13 protein-coding genes and 1 pseudogene are annotated in these 19,719 nt (G+C 40.9%); 12 read left to right on the top strand and 2 right to left on the bottom strand.

Translation table 11 applies throughout. The annotated features are described in order from the left end of the window. The first annotated feature begins 7 nt into the window (after window positions 1-7). The 5 genes and pseudogenes from I2I04_RS00380 (at window position 8) to I2I04_RS00360 (ending at window position 5,758) form a co-directional block, all read left to right on the top strand. Entirely contained in the window at window positions 8-1,639 is a 1,632-nt protein-coding gene (locus I2I04_RS00380) for a SusD/RagB family nutrient-binding outer membrane lipoprotein (RefSeq protein WP_195654016.1), read from the top strand. 15 nt (window positions 1,640-1,654) lie between these two features. After that, window positions 1,655-2,791: a glycoside hydrolase family 18 gene (locus I2I04_RS00375; protein WP_195654015.1), complete on the top strand. Its 1,137-nt coding sequence runs from the start codon at window positions 1,655-1,657 to the stop codon at window positions 2,789-2,791. Continuing rightward, window positions 2,788-3,972 carry a DUF1735 and LamG domain-containing protein gene (locus I2I04_RS00370; protein WP_195654014.1) on the top strand — a complete coding sequence of 395 codons (1,185 nt, stop codon included), beginning with the start codon at window positions 2,788-2,790 and terminating at the stop codon, window positions 3,970-3,972. The genes I2I04_RS00375 and I2I04_RS00370 overlap by 4 nt, the downstream gene beginning before the upstream one ends. Before the next feature lie 173 nt (window positions 3,973-4,145). After that, a pseudogene (locus I2I04_RS00365) lies at window positions 4,146-4,535 on the top strand (ORF6N domain-containing protein); the annotation flags it as partial. Between the two features lie 161 nt (window positions 4,536-4,696). Beyond that, window positions 4,697-5,758, top strand: coding sequence for a virulence RhuM family protein (locus tag I2I04_RS00360; protein WP_195654013.1), 1,062 nt, complete (start codon window positions 4,697-4,699; stop codon window positions 5,756-5,758). Between the two features lie 194 nt (window positions 5,759-5,952). Here the strand turns inward: I2I04_RS00360 and I2I04_RS00355 are convergent, their stop codons facing one another. Then, a complete protein-coding gene (locus I2I04_RS00355) occupies window positions 5,953-8,037 on the bottom strand; it encodes a BT4734/BF3469 family protein (RefSeq protein ID WP_195654012.1) in 2,085 nt (694 codons plus the stop codon). A gap of 1,019 nt (window positions 8,038-9,056) precedes the next feature. Here I2I04_RS00355 and I2I04_RS00350 point away from each other — a divergent pair. Next, the gene (locus tag I2I04_RS00350) at window positions 9,057-9,491 is read left to right on the top strand and encodes a hypothetical protein (protein ID WP_004305010.1); all 435 of its coding nucleotides are present in this window, start codon (window positions 9,057-9,059) and stop codon (window positions 9,489-9,491) included. Window positions 9,492-9,668: 177 nt separating this feature from the next. Here I2I04_RS00350 and I2I04_RS00345 read toward each other — a convergent pair whose 3' ends face one another. Then, window positions 9,669-9,869: a DUF2007-related protein gene (locus tag I2I04_RS00345; protein ID WP_143257034.1), complete on the bottom strand. Its 201-nt coding sequence runs from the start codon at window positions 9,867-9,869 to the stop codon at window positions 9,669-9,671. 517 nt (window positions 9,870-10,386) lie between these two features. Between I2I04_RS00345 and I2I04_RS00340 the strand changes: the two genes are divergently transcribed. The 6 genes from I2I04_RS00340 (at window position 10,387) to I2I04_RS00315 (ending at window position 19,710) form a co-directional block, all read left to right on the top strand. Next, window positions 10,387-10,956 carry an RNA polymerase sigma-70 factor gene (locus I2I04_RS00340; protein ID WP_195654011.1) on the top strand — a complete coding sequence of 190 codons (570 nt, stop codon included), beginning with the start codon at window positions 10,387-10,389 and terminating at the stop codon, window positions 10,954-10,956. A gap of 228 nt (window positions 10,957-11,184) precedes the next feature. After that, the gene (locus I2I04_RS00335) at window positions 11,185-12,291 is read left to right on the top strand and encodes a FecR family protein (RefSeq protein ID WP_195654010.1); all 1,107 of its coding nucleotides are present in this window, start codon (window positions 11,185-11,187) and stop codon (window positions 12,289-12,291) included. Window positions 12,292-12,301: 10 nt separating this feature from the next. Next, the gene (locus tag I2I04_RS00330) at window positions 12,302-15,706 is read left to right on the top strand and encodes a SusC/RagA family TonB-linked outer membrane protein (protein ID WP_195654009.1); all 3,405 of its coding nucleotides are present in this window, start codon (window positions 12,302-12,304) and stop codon (window positions 15,704-15,706) included. A gap of 22 nt (window positions 15,707-15,728) precedes the next feature. Continuing rightward, entirely contained in the window at window positions 15,729-17,243 is a 1,515-nt protein-coding gene (locus I2I04_RS00325) for a RagB/SusD family nutrient uptake outer membrane protein (protein WP_195654008.1), read from the top strand. 12 nt (window positions 17,244-17,255) lie between these two features. Next, window positions 17,256-18,059 (top strand): DUF4843 domain-containing protein, encoded by an 804-nt coding sequence (locus I2I04_RS00320; RefSeq protein WP_195654007.1) that lies wholly within the window; start codon window positions 17,256-17,258, stop codon window positions 18,057-18,059. 31 nt (window positions 18,060-18,090) lie between these two features. Continuing rightward, on the top strand, window positions 18,091-19,710 hold the full coding sequence (locus I2I04_RS00315; protein ID WP_195654006.1) for a PKD-like family lipoprotein: 1,620 nt from the start codon (window positions 18,091-18,093) through the stop codon (window positions 19,708-19,710). Window positions 19,711-19,719 lie beyond the last annotated feature (9 nt).

Here is a 19,719-nt window from a genome sequence, read left to right as displayed (position 1 = left end):
TTGACCCATGAAAAAAATAAATCAAAATAAACTGTTAGCAGGCATCTTCGCCTTGTCGTTTTTGACTGCTTGTGACTTTGAAGAGATAAATACCAACCCGTTCGAGGTGACTGAGGAGATGGGAAAAAGGGATGGTTTTGCAGTTGGAGGCTCTATTACGGCTATGGAAAGGACTGTGTTTCCTGTAGGAACTCAAGCTAATGATACGAAAATAATTAATGAATATCAGACTTCTTATAATCTGTCTGCCGATTCATGGAGTGGATACTTTGGTCAAAATAAAAGCTCTGAGTGGAATGGCGGATCGAACAATCTGACTTATTGGTTGATGGATGATTGGATTTCGGCTACTTATAAGAACTCTTATACTGAAATAATTCCTGCTTGGAAGAAAGTGAAATTGGAATCAGAAAAAGCAGATACGCCGGAAGTTTTTGCTTTGGCACAAATTGTGAAGATTTCTGCGTGGCACAAAACGCTAGAGTCGTTTGGCCCTATTGCTTATACACATGCAGGCGAGGCAGCTTTGGTTATTCCATTTGATAGTGAAAAAGAGGTATATGATGCCATGTTCAAAGATTTGGCAGCTGCTATTGTGACCCTGACTCCTAAAGCAAGAACAGGAGGAACGATTGTTGCCGATTATGATGTTGTTTATGGAGGCGATGCAAAGAAATGGGTAAAGTATGCCAATTCATTAATGCTTCGTTTGGCCATGCGCATCAGATATGCTGATGAAAAAACTGCGAAAACTTATGCTTTGCAGGCTTTGAAACAAGAATTTGGTGTAATGACGGATAAATCAGATGAAGCTCAAATTAGTGTAGGTGCCGGTTTTGTATTTCGGAATAATATAGAATGGTTGTCTGTAACTTATACTGATTGCCGTATGGGGTCTTCAATGTATTCATACTTATTAGGTTATCAGGACCCGCGGCTTAGCGCTTATTTTAAGCCTTCGGAAAGCGAGCAGGCAACTGAGGCTTTTGATAAGAATAAGTATCAGGCTGTACCTCCGGGACATACGTATGCAAAGAATGATGTTTTTAAAGCTTTTTCTGAGCCTAATATTATTTCTTCGACTCCTACCTATTGGATGCGTGCTTCCGAAGTGTATTTCCTTCGTGCGGAAGCTGCGCTTAAATGGCAGGGAGAGTTCGGCGATGCTGAATCACTATACAAACAAGGAATTGCGATGTCATTTGCCGAAAATGGAGTTGACTCATCAGTGGACAGCTATATGGCTAAAGGGGAAGCTCCGGTGGGACATGAGACAGATAAACCCTACCGTTATACTGCATCGGCTCCTACAACAGCAACGACTGCATTCAGTGGGACACCGGAGCAAAAATTGGAGAAAATAATGATTCAGAAGTGGATTGCCCTTTATCCAAACGGACAGGAAGCATGGACAGAATGGAGAAGAACTGGTTACCCGAAACTGAATCTAGTTCAAACTAATAGAGGAACTTCCGAAGGAATCACCAAAGAAAGTGGTATTCGTCGTATGAAATATCCGAATAAGTTTTCTACATCTGCAGATGATAAGGCTAATTACGAAGAAGCATTGAAGCTTCTTGGTGGTGAAGACAAACCGTCGACCAAACTGTGGTGGGATTGTAAAAATGGACAACTATAGTAAACTATGAACAATATGAAAAGGTTAAAACAACTATTATATATTATACCTCTTGTAGGAATGATGTTTGTGTCGTGTACTGAAGTAGAAAGCTTGGAAATAGACCATGTTGGTGGCTACAACACGATGAATAACGGGGAAAGTGAGCAGTATTATGCCGACTTGCGGGCCTGGAAAGAAACAGGTAAGGACTACAGTCGTCCTATATCTTTTGGATGGTTCAGTAACTGGTCACCGGAAGGAGCTGTCCGCAAAGGTTATTTAGCTTCTTTGCCGGATAGCATTGATATGGTTTCCATGTGGAGTGGTCCTTTCGATTTGAATGAAGCGAAGATCGCAGATAAGAATATTTTCCAGCAAAAGAAAGGTGGAAGACTCCTGGCTTGTTTTATTTTGCATAACATTGGAACTGGTATTACTCCTTCCTCTGTTTCAGAGAAAGTACAAGCCGAAAATCCGGGTGTGACAAGTAAGAAGCTGACCGAGTTAATTAACAATGCAACCGAGGCTTATTGGGGATTTACCAGTGGCGTAAAGGGATCGGAAGAACATCTCAATGCCATTAAAAGGTATGCTAAAGCACTTGTGGATACAATCGTAGCTACTGGTTATGATGGTTTTGATATTGACTGGGAACCTAATGGAGGTGGCGACGGCGGTGGTAGTCTGAAAGGTGAAGGAGGTAAATATCTGCATTATTTTGTAACGGAAGTTGGCAAATATTTTGGTCCTCTAGCCACGGAGCGACCGAATGGAAAACACTACTATTTAGCTCTTGATGGTGAAATCTGGCATGCGGCAAAAGAATCAGCGCCTTATTTTGATTATTTTATTAGCCAGGCATACTATAATTTTTCTGGTGAATATAGAATAGACGAGGTAAGGGACTGGTGTGGAGATGAATACTATAACACACGTAAACATCTTCTGACGGAAGATTTTGAACGCAATTGGGATTGGGGAGGTGTTTTGCTGAATTGGGCCGGCTTTAATTCAGAGAGAGGTCCGAAGGGTGGAGTAGGTGCCTACCGTTTGGATAATGATTATGACAATACTCCTGATTATAAATATATGCGTCAGGCTATACAACTGAATCAGAAGGCTTATCAGGAATATATGGACAAACAATCTAATAATAAAGAAGAACAATGAAACATATCAAATTATTATATACATGTGCATTAGTTGCGTTGTCTTTCTCCGGCGTTAGTTGTAACGATAGCGAAAGCGATTTGCTTGAACCGAAACTTTTCTTTGAAGATAAAGTGGTGAAAGTGGAGGTCGAAGAGGATACTTATGAGTGCGAGATAGCGTCACGCATATCCAACATGGTGAAAAATGAAGTAAACGTAACGTATGAGATAGGAGATCAAAGCCTCGTAGATAAATATAATCAAAAACATGGAATTACCGGGCTATTAATGTCGGCTGATAATTACGTGATGGGAGAGAAAACTTCGAAGATTAATGCTGGAGAGCTTTATGCCGATCCTTGTGAAATATCTTTGAAAAATATTTCGAAAGGAGAATTTGGAGTGACCTATATACTTCCTGTTGTAGTGAAAAGTTCGGATATAGCAATGGTAGAAGGTTCCAATGTTGCATACATTGTCGTGAAGAAACCAATTGTTATTAATAAAGTATATGATATTAATCCGAATTGGTTGGATGTTCGCTTGCCTGTTTCTTGTAAAGCTATGGGTGCTTTGACATACGAAGCGTTGGTTTATGCTGACTATTGGAAGAATCTGGGCACAATTATGGGTAATGAGGGTGTCTTGATCATGCGAACCGGTGACTTGAAACATCCGGATAATGAACTTCAGATGGCAGGGGATGGTGTTGCTATGCAAGTTCCCGATGCATCTATTCTTCAACTTAATAAGTGGTATCATGTAGCATTCACTTATGATGGCTCTGTAGGAACACTCTATGTAAATGGTCAGAAAATTGTTGAAAAAACGATGGGTGAAAAAACATTCAATCTGAATCAACACTTTAGTATTGGTTATGCTTATGACTATGATCCTAATCGTAGGTGGTACGGATATATGAGTGAAGTGCGATTATGGTCAGTAGCCCGTACAGCTAATCAGATTCGTGAAAACATGATGTATGTAGATCCAAATACTGGCGGTTTGGTGGGGTACTGGAAATTGAATGGAGAAGATTATGAGAAACGTACGGAAGACGGGCAGAATATATGGTATGTGCTTGACCAGTCTCCTAATCATAATGATGCTACTTCAAATAACGGTAGACGTGGTGATAATGGAGCTTCGCAATCATTCGTACAACCAACTGTTGTTGATATGAAAGTAAAACTTGAATAGATATTGATTAACAGATCGATTCGGTAAATTGAAAACCTGCAAACATGGACAAGAAATGTTTGCAGGTTTTTTATTCAGGTATCTTTCTGAAAATGTTTTTTCCAGTACATTGGAAGGATGGCTAATGCTGACTTGCAAACTGAAGCGTGGTGAAGAACGGGAAGTGAAACGACATACGCGGGCAAAAGGTGATGTTAGACTTTGATTGGGCGGAAATGTATGGAATAGACAACAGGGTGCTAAAACAAGCTGTTAGACGTAATTTAAAAAGGTTCGAAGGTGAGGACTTTATGTTTGAACTCACGAAGGACGAACTTTCAAGATCACAAATTGTGACCTTGAACAAAGGAAGAGGCAGTAATTTTAAATATATGCCTTTTGCTTTTACGGAACTAGGCGTAGCAATGCTTAGTAGTGTTCTAAACTCTGATACTGCTATTGAAATAAATAGGGGTATAATGCGTGCTTTCGTTGCGGTTCTTCAGTTACTGTTAAACCTGCCAACCGATCCAGTATATGAACTTCAAAACGAAGTCAAGGAGCTAAAGGAGTACATAGAAAGTTTTCTACTGTAATTATGATCTTTTTAGGGAACTTTCCAGATAATGATTGGTGCTGTTTCCGATGACATAAGATTACAGACGAAAGTAGCTATAAAATAGGAGATACTATCTTTGGCAGTTCGATATGTTCTAAGTACATTTGTTTCTTCTAAAAGAAATGAATGTTCAAGATGAATATGGAAGAAAGTAATAACGGAAGCAAGAAACTGCAAATACGTAATAGTACGGCTGAATTTCTTATTTTTCAGATAGAGAATAAAGAAGAAGGCATTGAAGTGCTTTATCAGGACGATACTTTGTGGCTAACCCAGGATGCTATTGCTCTTTTGTTTGATAAAGGTCGTTCTACTATTGCTGAACACTTGCAGAATATCTTTCAGAGTCAGGAATTACAGGAAGATTCAGTTTGTCGGAAATTCCGACGAACTGCTTCTGATGGAAAAAACTATGCAATAAAATATTATAGTCTTGATGCCATCATTTCAGTCGGCTATCGCGTCAACTCTGTGCGCGCTACTCAATTTCGGCAATGGTGTACATTTATACTTCGGCAGTTTGCCATTCGTGGATATGTCATTGATAAAAAGCGAATGGAGAACGGATCATTCATCAATGAAGATTACTTTGAACATTTGCTTGCTGAAATCCGGGAAATACGATTGAGTGAGCGACGTTTCTACCAAAAGCTAACAGATATTTATGCTACCAGCATAGACTATAATCTCAATGCCCCGACCACACGTTTGTTTTTCAAAAAAGTCCAGAATAAAATGCACTATGCAGTTCATGGGCATACAGCTGCAGAGCTTATTGTAGAGCGTGCCAATGCAGAAAAAGAACATATGGGGCTGACTACATGGGAGAAAGCTCCTGACGGAAAGATTGTAAAAACAGATGTGTCGATAGCAAAGAATTATTTGAAAGAAGAAGAACTGGAGTCAATGGGGCGGTTGGTCAATGCTTTTCTGGATTTGGCAGAAGACCGGGCAAAACGCCACATTCCTATGACGATGGAGGACTGGGCGAAACGCATAGACAAATTCTTGGATAGTGATGACCGCCCGGTTTTAAATGATTCAGGAAAAGTTTCTACCGAACAAGCGAAAGACTATGCGGAAACTGAATTTGAGAAATACCGTATCATTCAGGACTGTTTGTTTCAGTCTGATTTCGACAAGTTTAATACTGGTGATACACTAGACTTTGTGGATGAAATTAAATAAGATAACCTCTATTCATCTATGAAACAAAAATATCAAATTTAGATCTCATAATGATTGGTACTTGTTTTATTGTCATACTGTCAGGAATATATTCAAGTAGATGAATATCAATCTTCTATCACCTGACAATAACCATTGATAATAGGCTGACAATAAAATATCCCGACTTTTATTGTCAGCCTTACTTTTATCTCTTATAATACCTTTATTACCTGATAAACAGTACCTTTATAAGTATGCTTCGAAGGAATACCGCATTTTTGCAGTAATCTCCCGAAGTGGTATACTTTGTTATCAGACAATGACATACCGCTTTTCTTCTTCAGATAATTCAATATTTCGACCGGAGTAAGAAATTCCCCTTCCTCTTTCGTTTGTGCAGCCTTGAAATACTGATAAAACAACTGCAACATAGCCGGTGTCTGCTCAAACTCACGGTTGTTTTCCGTCATAATCTGCTCATCCTCACTGTCAAACCAGTAGCGTTCGCCATGATGAATCTCGTGCATGGCTTGTGCATAAAGCTGTTCATAATCTATCGGCTGTGTAGTGTCAATGTTTCCCGTCACTTCAATGCAAATGAAACGGCGGCTTCCCGAAGGATCAGTCAGCAAATCCTTCTGATTGCTTGTGCCGATAAATGAAGCATACCGTTGCAATTCAAGTACCGAACGACCGTGCGGTTTCCGTAGATTGACCACAGGCTTTTGAAGAATATGTTTCAGGAATCCCTGTTGTGGCAGAGTTATCTGGTCAAACTCATCGATGTTGATGAGCGCAAACCGATTCAGATACAGTTCTGCATCCCGTTTATGGCTGAAATCAATGCTGTCTGTATAGTAAGCGCGAAGCGCAGGCGGAATCATTTCACGGCAGAAAGTTGATTTATGAGTTCCCTGGCGGCCCACTAATATGGGCGACGTATTGTTCGCGTGCATTTTATCTACCCCTCTCCAATGTGAAACCATATTCAGGAACCAACGGTGGAAAAGCAATTCCCAATGCGGATTTTTGCAAGGAACCCTGTTTGCCAAAGCATGAATACGGTCTTTGCCGTCCCAATGAGGTAGATGAAACAGGAACTCTTCCAACGGATTGTAGATTGGCACACGGTTGGAATGTAAGTATCGGTCTATGTCCCTGTCCCATACGCCAATACCTTCGGATTGGGCATCAAGCATGATACTGTTTTGTGCTCGTTTGTCAATAGGATGAAAATAAAACTGAAACGAGAAACGCTCCCGGTATTCCACTTCCCCGATCTGCGTATTATAACGGAACTCATAACGGCGATTCATAAATTCGTCCATCTGCAGGCTAAGGCGTTGCTCTTTAGTCAGGCAGTTGCTTTTGGGCACTCCCTTACATTCCTTATATACGTTTCTTATCATTTCGCGTATCAGCATCGGATTTTTTCTTTTGTAATAACGCATGATGGTTCGTCGGGTTACCTCCTCTTCCGGGATGTCGGAGTAGTAACAATTTTCGGCAAGCGGGACTACTAACGTTTGCAAATCGTGATCGTTCCGATACCAGTCTGTTTCCATTTCTTCGAATGTCTTCCGCAATGCCGCTTCATAAAGCAATGCTACTGTATCTTCCGTGTCATACCCCGGCAGTGCTCGATTCAGTGGAGATGCTTCAGTGCTCGATTTCTCATGATAAGTCATCTCGCCGGGCATACCGATGGGTTGTGAAAGATAGAAGGGGACAGGGGTGGGACGATAAATCAAGTCCGGATCATAACTAAGACGTGAGAATTGTTCCAGTTTCGGCTCTTTCAATAGAATGTTGAAGGGAAGTTGAGGCTGATAACATTTAATGGCAAGCCGGTAAGCATGTGCCTGAAACACTTCGGCTTCTTCCGTTGTTTGCGGTAAAGTACCGTCCGGACGGGTGAAGCAAGTCCATATCTTGACGCTTTTACCACTTGCTCCCATAAAAGCCAGCATTGTTTGGGGAAGTTCGGCTGCCTTTTGCTTCACGATTTCCACTTCTGTCTTTCCGGCTAGCGGACCGATGGTCAGTTCTACAATGCCATTGTAGGTTTTCATTCGCTTCACTCCGTTCACTCGCCCGAAGGCTGCTGCGGGAATCACTCGTGGTAGTTTGTTGGCGAGGGAACAAGGTTCGTCGGGTAGAACAAAATGCAGGGCCTGACGTAATCCGGTTACCGGGCGGAGCTTGGTTTCTTTTTTCATTTTTTCTATCAGTAGGTCGATGTCTGTCACGCTTAGTGCCTCCGTATCTCCGTTTTCCCTGATTTGTGTAATCTTCATTTTTCTTCTCTTGATATTTAATGAGAGTAAGTGTTTGTTATTGGTTTCAAAGGTACGGATAAGGTACTTGTAAAACAAACTATTTGCGCTTTATCGCGATAAAGAATGTGCTTTCTTGTTATACTCTATTCAAGAAGGCGGACTTGAAACATTAACAAGTAAGTAAAGATATGCTCGCCACTGTGTATTGTTGCATAAAGACACCGTTATTCTTACGTTAACTTACCGGTATTGGTAGTTCGCCACGGCCGTGACGAGATCTTCCCACGGCCGTGGTAGGAATTCGTCACGGCTGTGGAAAGAAGTCACCACGGCCGTGGGAAGGTAAAGATACCGTAGCTTTAGCTGAACAATACTGCTGCCTTAGCTGAACAATGCCGTAGCTTTAGCCGAACAATACCTGCTTCTTTAGTGAAAGATACCAGATGCGCAGCATTCAATTAACGGGGGCGACATTCGCTTCGTAGCGAGTTTATATTTCTTATACGCTCTTTGCTAATATTGAACTTCCTCTCTTTCAATACAAAACTTCCTGTATTTATTTCCGTATTTCCACTTTGTTTCGAAAAAAAAGCATATCTTTGTCATACGCTTTCTGTTCATCAGCGTGATGAAATAGGTAAGAAGCGTTTTTTTATATTTATAAATAGGAATATTTACGACTTATCCCTCGTATTTGAAATCTAGCAAGTTTCTGTCCGTAGAGGGGTGGTTCAACAGATATTCCACGTGAATGGCCGTATGTCAACATATCGATGAAAGATGTGTTATATATACACAATTAGCGTGGATGTCTGTTGTTATCATTATCTTTCGGACGGGTTTGCTAGGCCTCAAATACGGATAATGGTTCAACAGCATTCACGCTTTTCTTGTATCCGGTTGGTTTCATGATCCTTATAAATCCCCAACCCCAATCTCCTGTCCGCCCGGAATACAAAAAGCGCGAATGTTTGTTGAATCAACATCAACAGAGCACTATTTATTCCTTGTTGTATAACAAATTAAAAACAAACACTATGTCACAATGGATTAGCATAGAAGCGGCAGCCGAGAAATACCGACTCGAAAAAGAGTATATCTGGCTCTGGGTGGAAATGAAAAAAATCACAGTGTCTTATGAGAACGATACAGTTTCCATAGATGATGATAGTATCCAGCAATTCATAAAACGGACTAAGCTGGGAATTACGTCTGAATATATCGATGAGTTAGAGCAACTTTGCATGGAAAAAAACAAAACCAGCAGATTGTATGCTTCACTCTTGAATATGCGGGATCAGGAATTAATGGCAATTAGAGGACAAAGTTCGCGACTGGACGGTCTATGGAAAATGGTGGAGGAACAATACGAAAGACTGCGATCCTTCGAGAAGAATTCTATGTCGGACAACGCTATTTGTAGCAACTGCTGGATCAGAAAGATATGCAGGAGATTGAAACGAATTCTATAATTCTGCTGTGAATTTAATCTATTAAATAACAGGCTGACAATAAAAGTACGATCTTTTTATTGTCAGCCTATTGTCATAGCTTATTGTCAGGGTGCAATGAGTTGCTAGTCACCGTATTATCCTGCGAAAACTTCTGCTGACAATAAGAACTCTCCAATTTATATGTAAACCTAAAACCTATGAAACTTTTCTGTTATTAATTACACGCATGGCTGCAGTATAGTATTCGCAAGGAACAGAAATCAAAATACTGTTTAAACCATTGTCTTTCGTTGATACTTGAATATAAGCTTCATTCAATAAACTCTTTACGCTGGCTACTTCCCAAGGACTACCAGCAAAAACTTTGATTTGAGAAATCTTTCTACTTGTAATCATGATCTTTATAGTGTGTGTTTGTTTTTACTGCGACAAAGATAAGAGAGAAAAGCAACATTGAGGTGCAATATTGTTTCATATATAGTATACAAATGATTCATTGAATCAGGATTTGTATTAATTGACCAGTTTGTAGTATGATTCACAAAAGAAATCCTCCTTCGGTTGCCAAAAGACAATTGAAGGAGGATTTATCGATAAATAGGTGTTTTAGCAGATAAGCTGCGTAATCCTATCATTTGTGATTGTTGAAGTTATCATCCATGCATCCACATCCTCTACGTAATAAGATTCATCTGTTTCATGATTATACCGGCGAATTTTTTAGCTTCCAGCAACTTTTTTACTCACCTGCAGGATATTACCTTCCCTCGGGAAACGAAATAGCCAACAGGACAATGCCTGCCACAAATTCCCCTCTAACATACTGAACGGAAGATTGCAAAAGAAGAATATGCAGCATTCATTTGGATATGTGTTGAAATATATGTTAATTTGCGGTCTAAGTCGTAATAAAATGGATACTTTTCACATCAACGCCGATATCCTGCATAAAAATATAAAAGATATATACAACGAATATCATGACTCTTTATTGGCATTCGCCAAGAGTTATGTTATGCGGGAGGATATTGCGCAAGATTTAGTACAAGAAGCATTCATAAGACTATGGGAAAAAGACCATGACTTTCTCTCGGAAGTGGCTTTGCGTTCTTATCTGTTTGCTTCAGTCAAAAATCTTTCTCTCGACTATTTGAAGCATTTGGATGTAGAGAACCGCTATGCAGAAGCGTATATGGAAAAAACATCCCAAGAAGATGTGATTGATGAACAGTTCGACAAAGAAGTAATGGAGCTCCTTTTCAAGACAATCGACTGCCTGCCCAAACGTTGTCGGGAAATCTTTTTATTGCATTTGGACGGATTAAGCAGCACAGAGATTGCTGATAAACTCTCCCTTTCGATTGATACCGTACGGACACAAAAGAAACGCGCCATGAAATTTCTAAGAGAACATTTTCAAAGCCAGTCTTCTTCCAATATTTCATTTGCTTTTATCTTTTTTAAATTACTCTGCTCCATTTAAGAAGCAACTGACAGCTATTGTATATCGTTGCCTTTTAGTTTTCTTCTAGCTGTCTGAACAATAGCAGATTGCACTGGAACCCCGATTCCATGTCTTTACTGAATTACTCAATGACTATCAGATGATTGTCGGATAAACCTAAAAAACATCACCATTCCTCATTTTTTTTTTAATTCTTGTACCCAATTTAAGGAAGTTTGTCGTTTTAATAATAAAACGATAGTCAACATGAAAAAAAAAGAACTTTTAGTTAAGTATATCTTAGGAATGCTTAACACAAAAGAACGACAGCAATTGGACCTGTGGATGAAAGAATCTCCGAACAATGCTCTTTATCTGGAAAAACTTAAAAAGAGAAACTATAGCGAACGATATCAAGAATATAAGCGCTCCCATCCGAATTTCAGCGTCAAACAATCCGGTTGGAAACGCGTGCTTATGCAAGCAGCTTGCTGGACGATCCCTATGCTGGTAGCATTCAGCCTATATCTCGGACTGCGCTCGGACAAAGAGATACAAATAGAGCCGGGCACCTCAAAGGCGATTCTTTATCTCGACCCAACTACCAAGATTGAGTTAGGAAACTCTAAGGAATTTGAATGGATACGTTTGAATCGGCTGGATATGGTTGCCGAGAAACAAGGCATTCTGGATTACCACCAAATTTCTTCCCGACAAGACATACACCAGAACAACCTTTTGGAAACACCGCGCGGAGGCGAATATCGTGTCATTCTGGAAGATGGAACCCGGATACACCTGAATTCACAATCCACCCTTTCTTATCCGGTCTGTTTTGAAGCGGACAATCGAACCGTAGAGCTTACCGGCGAGGCTTATTTTGAAGTAGCCAAAGATCCGAAACGTCCTTTCATGGTGAAAGTGAATGGAGTGACCGTACGGCAATATGGAACAAAATTCAGCATCAACGCGCGTTCTCCCCAAAATACGATGATTGTTCTGGAAGAAGGTTCCATCGGAATGATTTCTCCCGATGAAGATGTAAGAATGCTCAATGCCGGCGATGTGGCTGTTTGGGATCAAGTTCACTCTACAATTTCAATTACTGCTCCCGAAAGCTTTGAGGCTTACGTGGCATGGCATCGCTCCCGTTTTGTCTTTGACGATCAATCATTGGGAGAAATCATGGAAAACCTTTCACTTTGGTATGACATGAACGTACAATTCGAAGATGAGGCTCTCTCTAAAATACATTTCACCGGTAGCGTGGGACGCTACGAGAACGTCAACATTCTTTTGAACGCGATTGAAGCAACGTCTAGCGTCAAATTCCACATAGACGAGCACCAAATAACTGTTATGAATAAATATTAAAGAATACACAATGAAAAAAACAGCGAGAAAGAAGAAGCTAATGTGGATAGCTACATTAGTTTCAGGACTTTTATTATGTCAACCGACAAGCGTATATGCACGGGAGGTGAAAACAGACGTGCATGAGACGGATTGGTCATGGGATAAGGAAAGGACGGTGACTCTAAATTTGAAAAGAGCGACAGTCAAACAATTTTTTGATGCTGTGCATCAACAGACCGGATTGGATTTTGTGTACAACACGAAGCAGATGGCGGCTATGGAACCTATCAGCATTTCGGTAAAGAACGAACCGATAGAGAAACTGCTGAACTTGGTCTTCGGAAAGAAAGGATTCACTTTTAAAAGAAACGGGAACATGGTGACTGTCGGTCTGGAAACGCAAAGCCAGAAAACCCCTGCTCCGTCGGGGGCAAAGCTGCAGAAACAAAAAGTGACAGGGCGAATCTATGACCAGCAAGGAGAGCCTCTAGTCGGAGCGAGTGTCCGCATAAAAGGGACTAACATCGGCAGTGTAGCGGATATCAATGGAGTGTACGAAATAGAAGCGGAACCCAATGTCGTATTGCAATTCAGCTATATCGGAATGGAAGCTCTGGAAATCACCTATAAAGGAGGGAATAAACTGGATGTATCGCTCAAAGCTGATAATAAAACCGAATTGGAAGCCGTTGTCGTAACCGGTATTTTCCAAAAACCGAAAGAGAGTTTTACAGGAGCTGTCTCTACCATCACTTCTGAACAACTGAAAATGTACAAGGGACAGAATATGCTGCAAACATTACGCAATGTAGACGCTTCCATCAATCTGGCTGTCGATAATATTTCGGGTAGTAACCCTAACAACCTGCCCGATATTAATATCCGCGGTACCTCCTCCCTGCCTATGAGCGTAAAGGAATTTAACGAAGGTGTAAAGGGAGAAGTCAATACTCCGCTGATCATCATGGATGGTTTTGAGATTTCACTCACCAAACTGATGGACTATAATGACAATGATATCGAATCCATCAATATCTTGAAAGACGCATCGGCTACAGCCTTGTATGGCTCACGCGGAGCCAACGGAGTCATTGTAATCGTTTCAAAACGCCCGGTTCCCGGTCGGCTGAAAGTGACAGGCACGATAGGACTCAACCTCGAAATGCCCGATCTTACTTCATACGATCTGCTGCATGCCGCAGACAAACTAGAGCTGGAACGCCTGACGGGACTTTATGTATTGGAAGGTTATCCTACGACAACGATAGAGCGACAGGAAATCTACAACGGACGTTTACGAAAAGTCCTTTCCGGTGTAGACACTGACTGGTTGAGCAAACCGCTACGTACAGGAGTCGGGCAGCGTTATAATCTGCGAATGGAAGGCGGCAGTGAAGAGTTTCGCTGGAGCACTTCCGCTGACTATAACGACACGCAAGGAGCTATGAAAGGTTCTTCACGTAAAGTTTTCAATGGAAGCATTACCTTAATGTATTCCATTAAGAATCTTATTTTCAAAAATCAGACCAACATAGGAATAACTAACAGTAAGGAAAGCAATTACGGTTCATTCAGCAATTATGCCAATCAACAACCTTACAATGCTCCCTATGATGAGAATGGTAATATTGTGCGTTATTTCGACGACTTCTATGCCAATCCGAACTCAAGGACGCAGAATCCGCTTTATGACGCGTCTCTCAACTCATTTGATAAAAGTAAATATCAGGATATAAGCAATAATTTCTCTATTGAATGGAATATTTTTGACGGTCTGAAATTACGTGGACAATTAGGAATCAGCGGTCAGACACACTCCAGTGATTATTTTTTGCCGGCAGAACATTCCAAATTCAATACCGATGAATACAAGAGCGCCAGTGGATATTTTCGCCGGGGACTTTATCGCTACGGTACAGGAGAGAACCAGAATTACGATGGTGCCCTCACCCTCTCTTATACCAAAATTGTTGCCGACAAACATCAGTTATATACAGGTCTGGACTATTCCATTACCGAATATAAGTCACACTCGTATGGATTTGAAGCGGAAGGTTTCAGCAATGAGAATATGAATTATATAAACAATGCATTGCAATATAAGAAAGACGCGACTCCTTCAGGCTCTAAAAGCACCAATCGCCGCATCGGTCTGACAGCCAATGTGAACTACACTTATGACAACCGTTATTTCCTCGATTTATCCCTGCGTATGGACGGAAGTTCCAATTATGGGACCGACAAGAAGTACGCTCCTTTCTGGAGTACCGGTATCGGATGGAACCTGCATCATGAGTCATTTCTGAAAGAAAACGATGTGCTCACCCAACTGCGTTTAAAAGCCTCCTATGGAGAAACCGGTTCCATGAATTTCTCAAGTCTGGCGACGGAGACCTCCTACAAGTATGTAACCAACAACAAATACCTGAACTGGACGGGAGCTTACCTCGTTGGTTTGGGAAATCCCGACCTGACATGGCAAAAGACGGCTCAATACAATGTCGGTCTTGAGGTCGGTCTGTGGAATGGAAGATTTTCAGGAACCTTCGATTACTATGTAAAACAGACCAACAATCTGCTGTCTTCTATGAATATTCCTCTTTCAATGGGCTTTTCTTCGTATGCCGCCAATGTGGGGGAGGTGAAAAATAACGGGTTCGAAATAGGGTTGAACGGTATCATACTCCGTAATCCTGCGCATCACTTTTCATGGTCAGGACGCGCCCAATTGGTATACAACAAGAACCGCATTGTCAAGGTATCCGAAGCTATCAAAGCTCAAAATGAAGAATACTTGAAACAAAATGTAGATGTAAGCAGTCTTTTCTATGAAGGACGCCCACAAAACGGTATCTATGCCGTGCGATCATTGGGCATTGATCCCAGCTCGGGTAAAGAAATCTTTTTGGATAAAAATGGGAAGATCACTAGCACATGGAATCCGTCGGATAAAGTCTATCTTGGTTCCGGTGAACCACTTTATCGAGGCATAGCCGGGACGATGGTCAGTTGGAAAGGGTTGAGCGTTAATCTCTCATTTGCTTATCATTGGGGTGGAAAAGTCTATAATCAAACATTACTCGATAAAGTGGAAGTGAGTACCTACACCATTGCTTCACAAAATGTAGACTCACGCGTATTAAGTCAAAGATGGATCAAAGAAGGTGATTTGACCTTCTTCAAGGGATTCTCAAACCAAGCCACTCGTGCCACGTCTCGTTATGTGATGGACGACAATGTTTTTGAATTGCAATCACTTGATATACAATATCGTTGGGACTCTGCCGCCTTTCAGAAAGCTACCAGATTTAGTTATTTGATATTCGGAATCAATATGTCCGACTTACTTTATATCTCATCCGTCAAACGTGAGCGTGGAACTGGTTATCCTTATGCCAGAGGCATCAGAGGTACTCTTTCCTTTGCTTTTTAGTTCAAATTAAATAAGAAAAGATATGAAAATAAATAAGAAACTGATAATCATACTGTCCGGCATTACTTTCATGTGTACATCTTGCCGCGATTGGCTGGACATCAAACCGGAGGACGAGGTGTATGGAAAAGACCTATTCTCTTCGTACCAAGGTTTCAAAGATGCTTTGAACGGCTGCTATATGGCATTAGCCGACTGTAACGCTTATGGTGAGAGATTGACAATGAGCAATATTGAAAGTCTTGCTGCACAATGGAATCTGACCAGTGACTACTATCGTAAAGCTGACTACTATTTTTTACATCACGATTATACCCAGGATGATGCAAAGAATGCCATTAAAACGATATACAGCCAATTATTCAATGTGATTACCCAGGCGAATATGATTATTGGAGCTTGCGAGCAATATGGTAACAACATTGCGGATCCGGCGAGTCGTGCCATGATAGAAGGAGAAGCGTATGGCATACGCGCGTTTTGCCAATTGGATATACTGCGTCTCTTCGGACAGCTTCCGCAAAATGCGACGCTCACAGTGTCGCTCCCTTATTCAGAAAGTGCTGATATAAAGATTATGCCGGTGTATTATTCTTTTGAGGATTACGTGAAGAAGTTGGATGAAGATCTGGACAAAGCTTGTTCTCTACTAAAAGACTATGATTTGATCTTTAAATACACATTCGATCAACTGAATAATCCTTCAAACATTAATTTAAACGATGATTATCTGGCTTATCGCCAATTACACTTCAACTACTGGGGAGTGAAAGCCTTAAAAGCGCGTCTCTATTTATATACCGGAGATGTGACAAAAGCACATGATAACGCAATGGAAATTATCAACGCAAAAGGAGCGGATGGCAAGTCTCTAATGAAATTAAGCGGAAGAGAAGATCTCCTCAAAGGTCTTTATGCCTGCCCGTCAGAATGTCTGCTTGCTATACACAAGTACAATTTACGGGACTATTCTCCTACTGTATTAGGCGGTGACGCAGACCGTAAGATAAATCCAGCGGAACAACTCTGTCTGAACGGCACATGGAATTTGCAAAGGCTCTTCACAGGCTTTTCTATCACGTCACACAACAGATACATTTACCAATGGGAATTGAATACGGAGTCAAGCTCCAATGGACAAAAGTTTCCAACACTTAAGAAGTATTATAGCAAATACAGCAGCGATAATGATATGGTGAAAGGACAAATTATCCCTTTACTTCGTATTTCCGAACTGTACTTGATTGCTATGGAAACTACCACTAGTCTGGAGGAAGCCAATGCGTTATATAAAGAATATATGGCTTCTCATGACATATCTATTTCTGCGGAAGACAGTTTTACTTCTTTGGATGCTGTGGCGAATTTCATGTTGGCAGAGTATCAGCGTGAATTTTATGCGGAAGGTGTCATGTTCTATCAGTACAAGCGTCGTAACTCAACGTCTATGACTTTTCTTTTTGGTGAAACCATGAATGAGGGACTGTATGTCTTACCATTACCGGAAACAGAATACAATCCAAATGCAATTCAATAAAAAACAGAATTTATGAAACATTTTAATCATGCATTCCTATCATTACTTTTAGGGGGTATATTTGCCATGCTAATGAGTGGATGCGAGAAAGAACTACCTGTATACAGTGATCCGAATAACCGTCTGATCTTTGATTATTCCAATCCGGCGGACACACTGAAGCGATATTCGTTTGTCTACGAGAAAGCCACTACCACAACAGATACTCTGTGGTATAAAGTACATACTATGGGTTTTGTCACCCCCTATGACCGTCCTTTCCAGTTAGAGCAAGTAACTTATGGAGTGTCAGATAACGCTGTACCGGGTAAACATTACGTAGCTTTCGATGACCCTGAATTGCTAAAGAAATATTATTATATTCCTGCAAACTCTGCCGGTACTACCATTCCAATAGTACTTAAACGGGATGCTTCTCTAAAATCACAAGGCTTCATGCTTGTATTTACCATCAAAACCACAGATGAGTTTTCTGCCGGATACACCAACAAGAGCTTCATGAGCATTTATATTGCAGACTTTTTGGCTAAACCTTCCGGATGGAAAACTTTATCAACCTATTATTTCGGTGAATACGGAGTAGCAAAACATCAATTTTTGATAGACACGACAGGAGATAAGTGGGATGATGACTTCCTTGCCAACGAACTGTCTATTGAAGATGCCGCTGTTTGTGATAAATATTATATTGCTTATTTGGAAAGTGTTTTACGCGAGGCGCTTGACAAACTGAATGCGGAACGTGAAGCGCAAGGACTAGGAAAACTGAAAGAGGCAGACGGGACGGAAGTCTCCATTCCCCTGATATCACTATAGAAAAAATGAAATGAATCAAAATAGTAAAGATATGAAAAGGCATTACTTTATAACATACATGATTATAATGATGGCGATACTCTCTGCCTGCTATAGCGACAATAGCGAGGAGGCTTCTGTTGAAGTGGGAAACATTTCCATCAGCGGAATAAAAGAGAAATATTCAGCCATGTCCGATAATGGTGAAGTACTACAGATCAATCCCGTTATCAAAAGTGACTATCCCAAAAAATACTTGGAATACCATTGGTTCTTATATGAAAAATCGAAAGAAAATGCATTTACAGATAATGATGGAAACCATTACGAGGAAGTCCTTATCAGTGAAGATGAGAATCTGTCCTATCCTGTCAATTTGGGGGTAGGCGACTACACCATTGTGCTTCGAGTTAAATCCCTAAGCAATGGCTGTGTGGCCTACCAACGTACATCACTGAATGTATCTACCCGTTATACAGAGGGATTCTATATACTGAAAGAAGTGAACGGAAACACGGAATTGGATTTCCTGTCCCCTTCGAATGAAAAAATAGACAATGTCTTTACTCGACTGCACCAAGCACCGGTAAGCGGAAAGCCTAAAAGCTTGTCGGTCGTATATAATCATGCGTACATTGCCCCGGAGACTAACAAAGCGTCTTACGACCATTCATTGTGTGTCATTACTGATGACAGGAAAGTACGCTTTCTGCGTGCACCGGATTTAGCGGTAGTACATGATGAGAAAACCATGTTTTATGCATCGGATGGAATAGACGAGGTTCCTTATACAAGTGTGAACACCACTTTTAAAAATCTCTATCTTTCCAGCAGGGGAGCATACATTACCGCTTGTGGCGACGCCACTGCAAAACCCATGCCTATTGGTAAATTCAGTCATCCGGAAGAACCGGCGGGCGCCAGTCCCTTTGTGGTAAAAACCGGAACATACGAAACTGTCTTCTGGAATGAAAAGAACCATACGATTTATCGTATAGACATGAATGGAGGTATAAAGACTCCTAGTCCAAAAAAGAATGCATATCAAGAGGTTGCAGTAGAAAACTTGACCAATTATGAATGTGTTTCTGCCGGACAGACTTACATTAACTATGATACCAAACTCTTTTTCTTGTTTAATGAAACATCTACCGGCAATAAGATTTTCTACCGCATGACAGCCAATTGGAGTAATTGCACTCCGGATACCATGCTCACCGTGAATCCCGATATGCATTTCGCCAAAGCGACTTATCGTTCTTACAATGCTCGTTGGGCATCTATAGCCTACTGTGTAGATGGTGGAAAACTTTATGCCTATTCGTTAAATTATCAACAAGATCCTAAGAAATCGATAGAAGAGATAGAGAAAGAGGCTGAATGGGAATTAAAGCCGAAAGGCATTCCTGCAGGTGAAGAAATTGTATATGCAGAAACAATCTATTGGGAACAATTCAATCAAGACAGGTATGGAGACAGTTTCAGATACCTTGCAATAGGAACTCAAAGGGGAGATAGCTATCAATTATATTTATATAATATGTTAGGTGGTTCTCCCGATGGGGCACCGGTAAAAACGATTAGCGGAACCGGTAAACTGAAACGCGCCGTATATCTTGCACCAAAATATCCGGGGAATGATTCCGGTCCATTCATGGGATATCCCTACTAATATTGATTT

Source organism: Bacteroides sp. 1001136B_160425_E2 (assembly GCF_015559655.1).
Classification (GTDB): domain Bacteria; phylum Bacteroidota; class Bacteroidia; order Bacteroidales; family Bacteroidaceae; genus Bacteroides; species Bacteroides luhongzhouii.
The sequence above is the reverse complement of the archived record's forward strand: the minus strand, read 5'-3'. Positions and strand labels throughout refer to the sequence as shown.

Excerpts from the sequence above, each read along its gene's own strand:
- I2I04_RS00380 (WP_195654016.1), top strand. The coding sequence starts at position 8 with ATGAAAAAAATAAATCAAAATAAACTGTTAGCAGGCATCTTCGCCTTG.
- I2I04_RS00375 (WP_195654015.1), top strand. The coding sequence starts at position 1,655 with ATGAAAAGGTTAAAACAACTATTATATATTATACCTCTTGTAGGAATG.
- I2I04_RS00370 (WP_195654014.1), top strand. The coding sequence starts at position 2,788 with ATGAAACATATCAAATTATTATATACATGTGCATTAGTTGCGTTGTCT.
- I2I04_RS00360 (WP_195654013.1), top strand. The coding sequence starts at position 4,697 with ATGTTCAAGATGAATATGGAAGAAAGTAATAACGGAAGCAAGAAACTG.
- I2I04_RS00355 (WP_195654012.1), bottom strand. The coding sequence starts at position 8,037 with ATGAAGATTACACAAATCAGGGAAAACGGAGATACGGAGGCACTAAGC.
- I2I04_RS00350 (WP_004305010.1), top strand. The coding sequence starts at position 9,057 with ATGTCACAATGGATTAGCATAGAAGCGGCAGCCGAGAAATACCGACTC.
- I2I04_RS00345 (WP_143257034.1), bottom strand. The coding sequence starts at position 9,869 with ATGATTACAAGTAGAAAGATTTCTCAAATCAAAGTTTTTGCTGGTAGT.
- I2I04_RS00340 (WP_195654011.1), top strand. The coding sequence starts at position 10,387 with ATGGATACTTTTCACATCAACGCCGATATCCTGCATAAAAATATAAAA.
- I2I04_RS00335 (WP_195654010.1), top strand. The coding sequence starts at position 11,185 with ATGAAAAAAAAAGAACTTTTAGTTAAGTATATCTTAGGAATGCTTAAC.
- I2I04_RS00330 (WP_195654009.1), top strand. The coding sequence starts at position 12,302 with ATGAAAAAAACAGCGAGAAAGAAGAAGCTAATGTGGATAGCTACATTA.
- I2I04_RS00325 (WP_195654008.1), top strand. The coding sequence starts at position 15,729 with ATGAAAATAAATAAGAAACTGATAATCATACTGTCCGGCATTACTTTC.
- I2I04_RS00320 (WP_195654007.1), top strand. The coding sequence starts at position 17,256 with ATGAAACATTTTAATCATGCATTCCTATCATTACTTTTAGGGGGTATA.
- I2I04_RS00315 (WP_195654006.1), top strand. The coding sequence starts at position 18,091 with ATGAAAAGGCATTACTTTATAACATACATGATTATAATGATGGCGATA.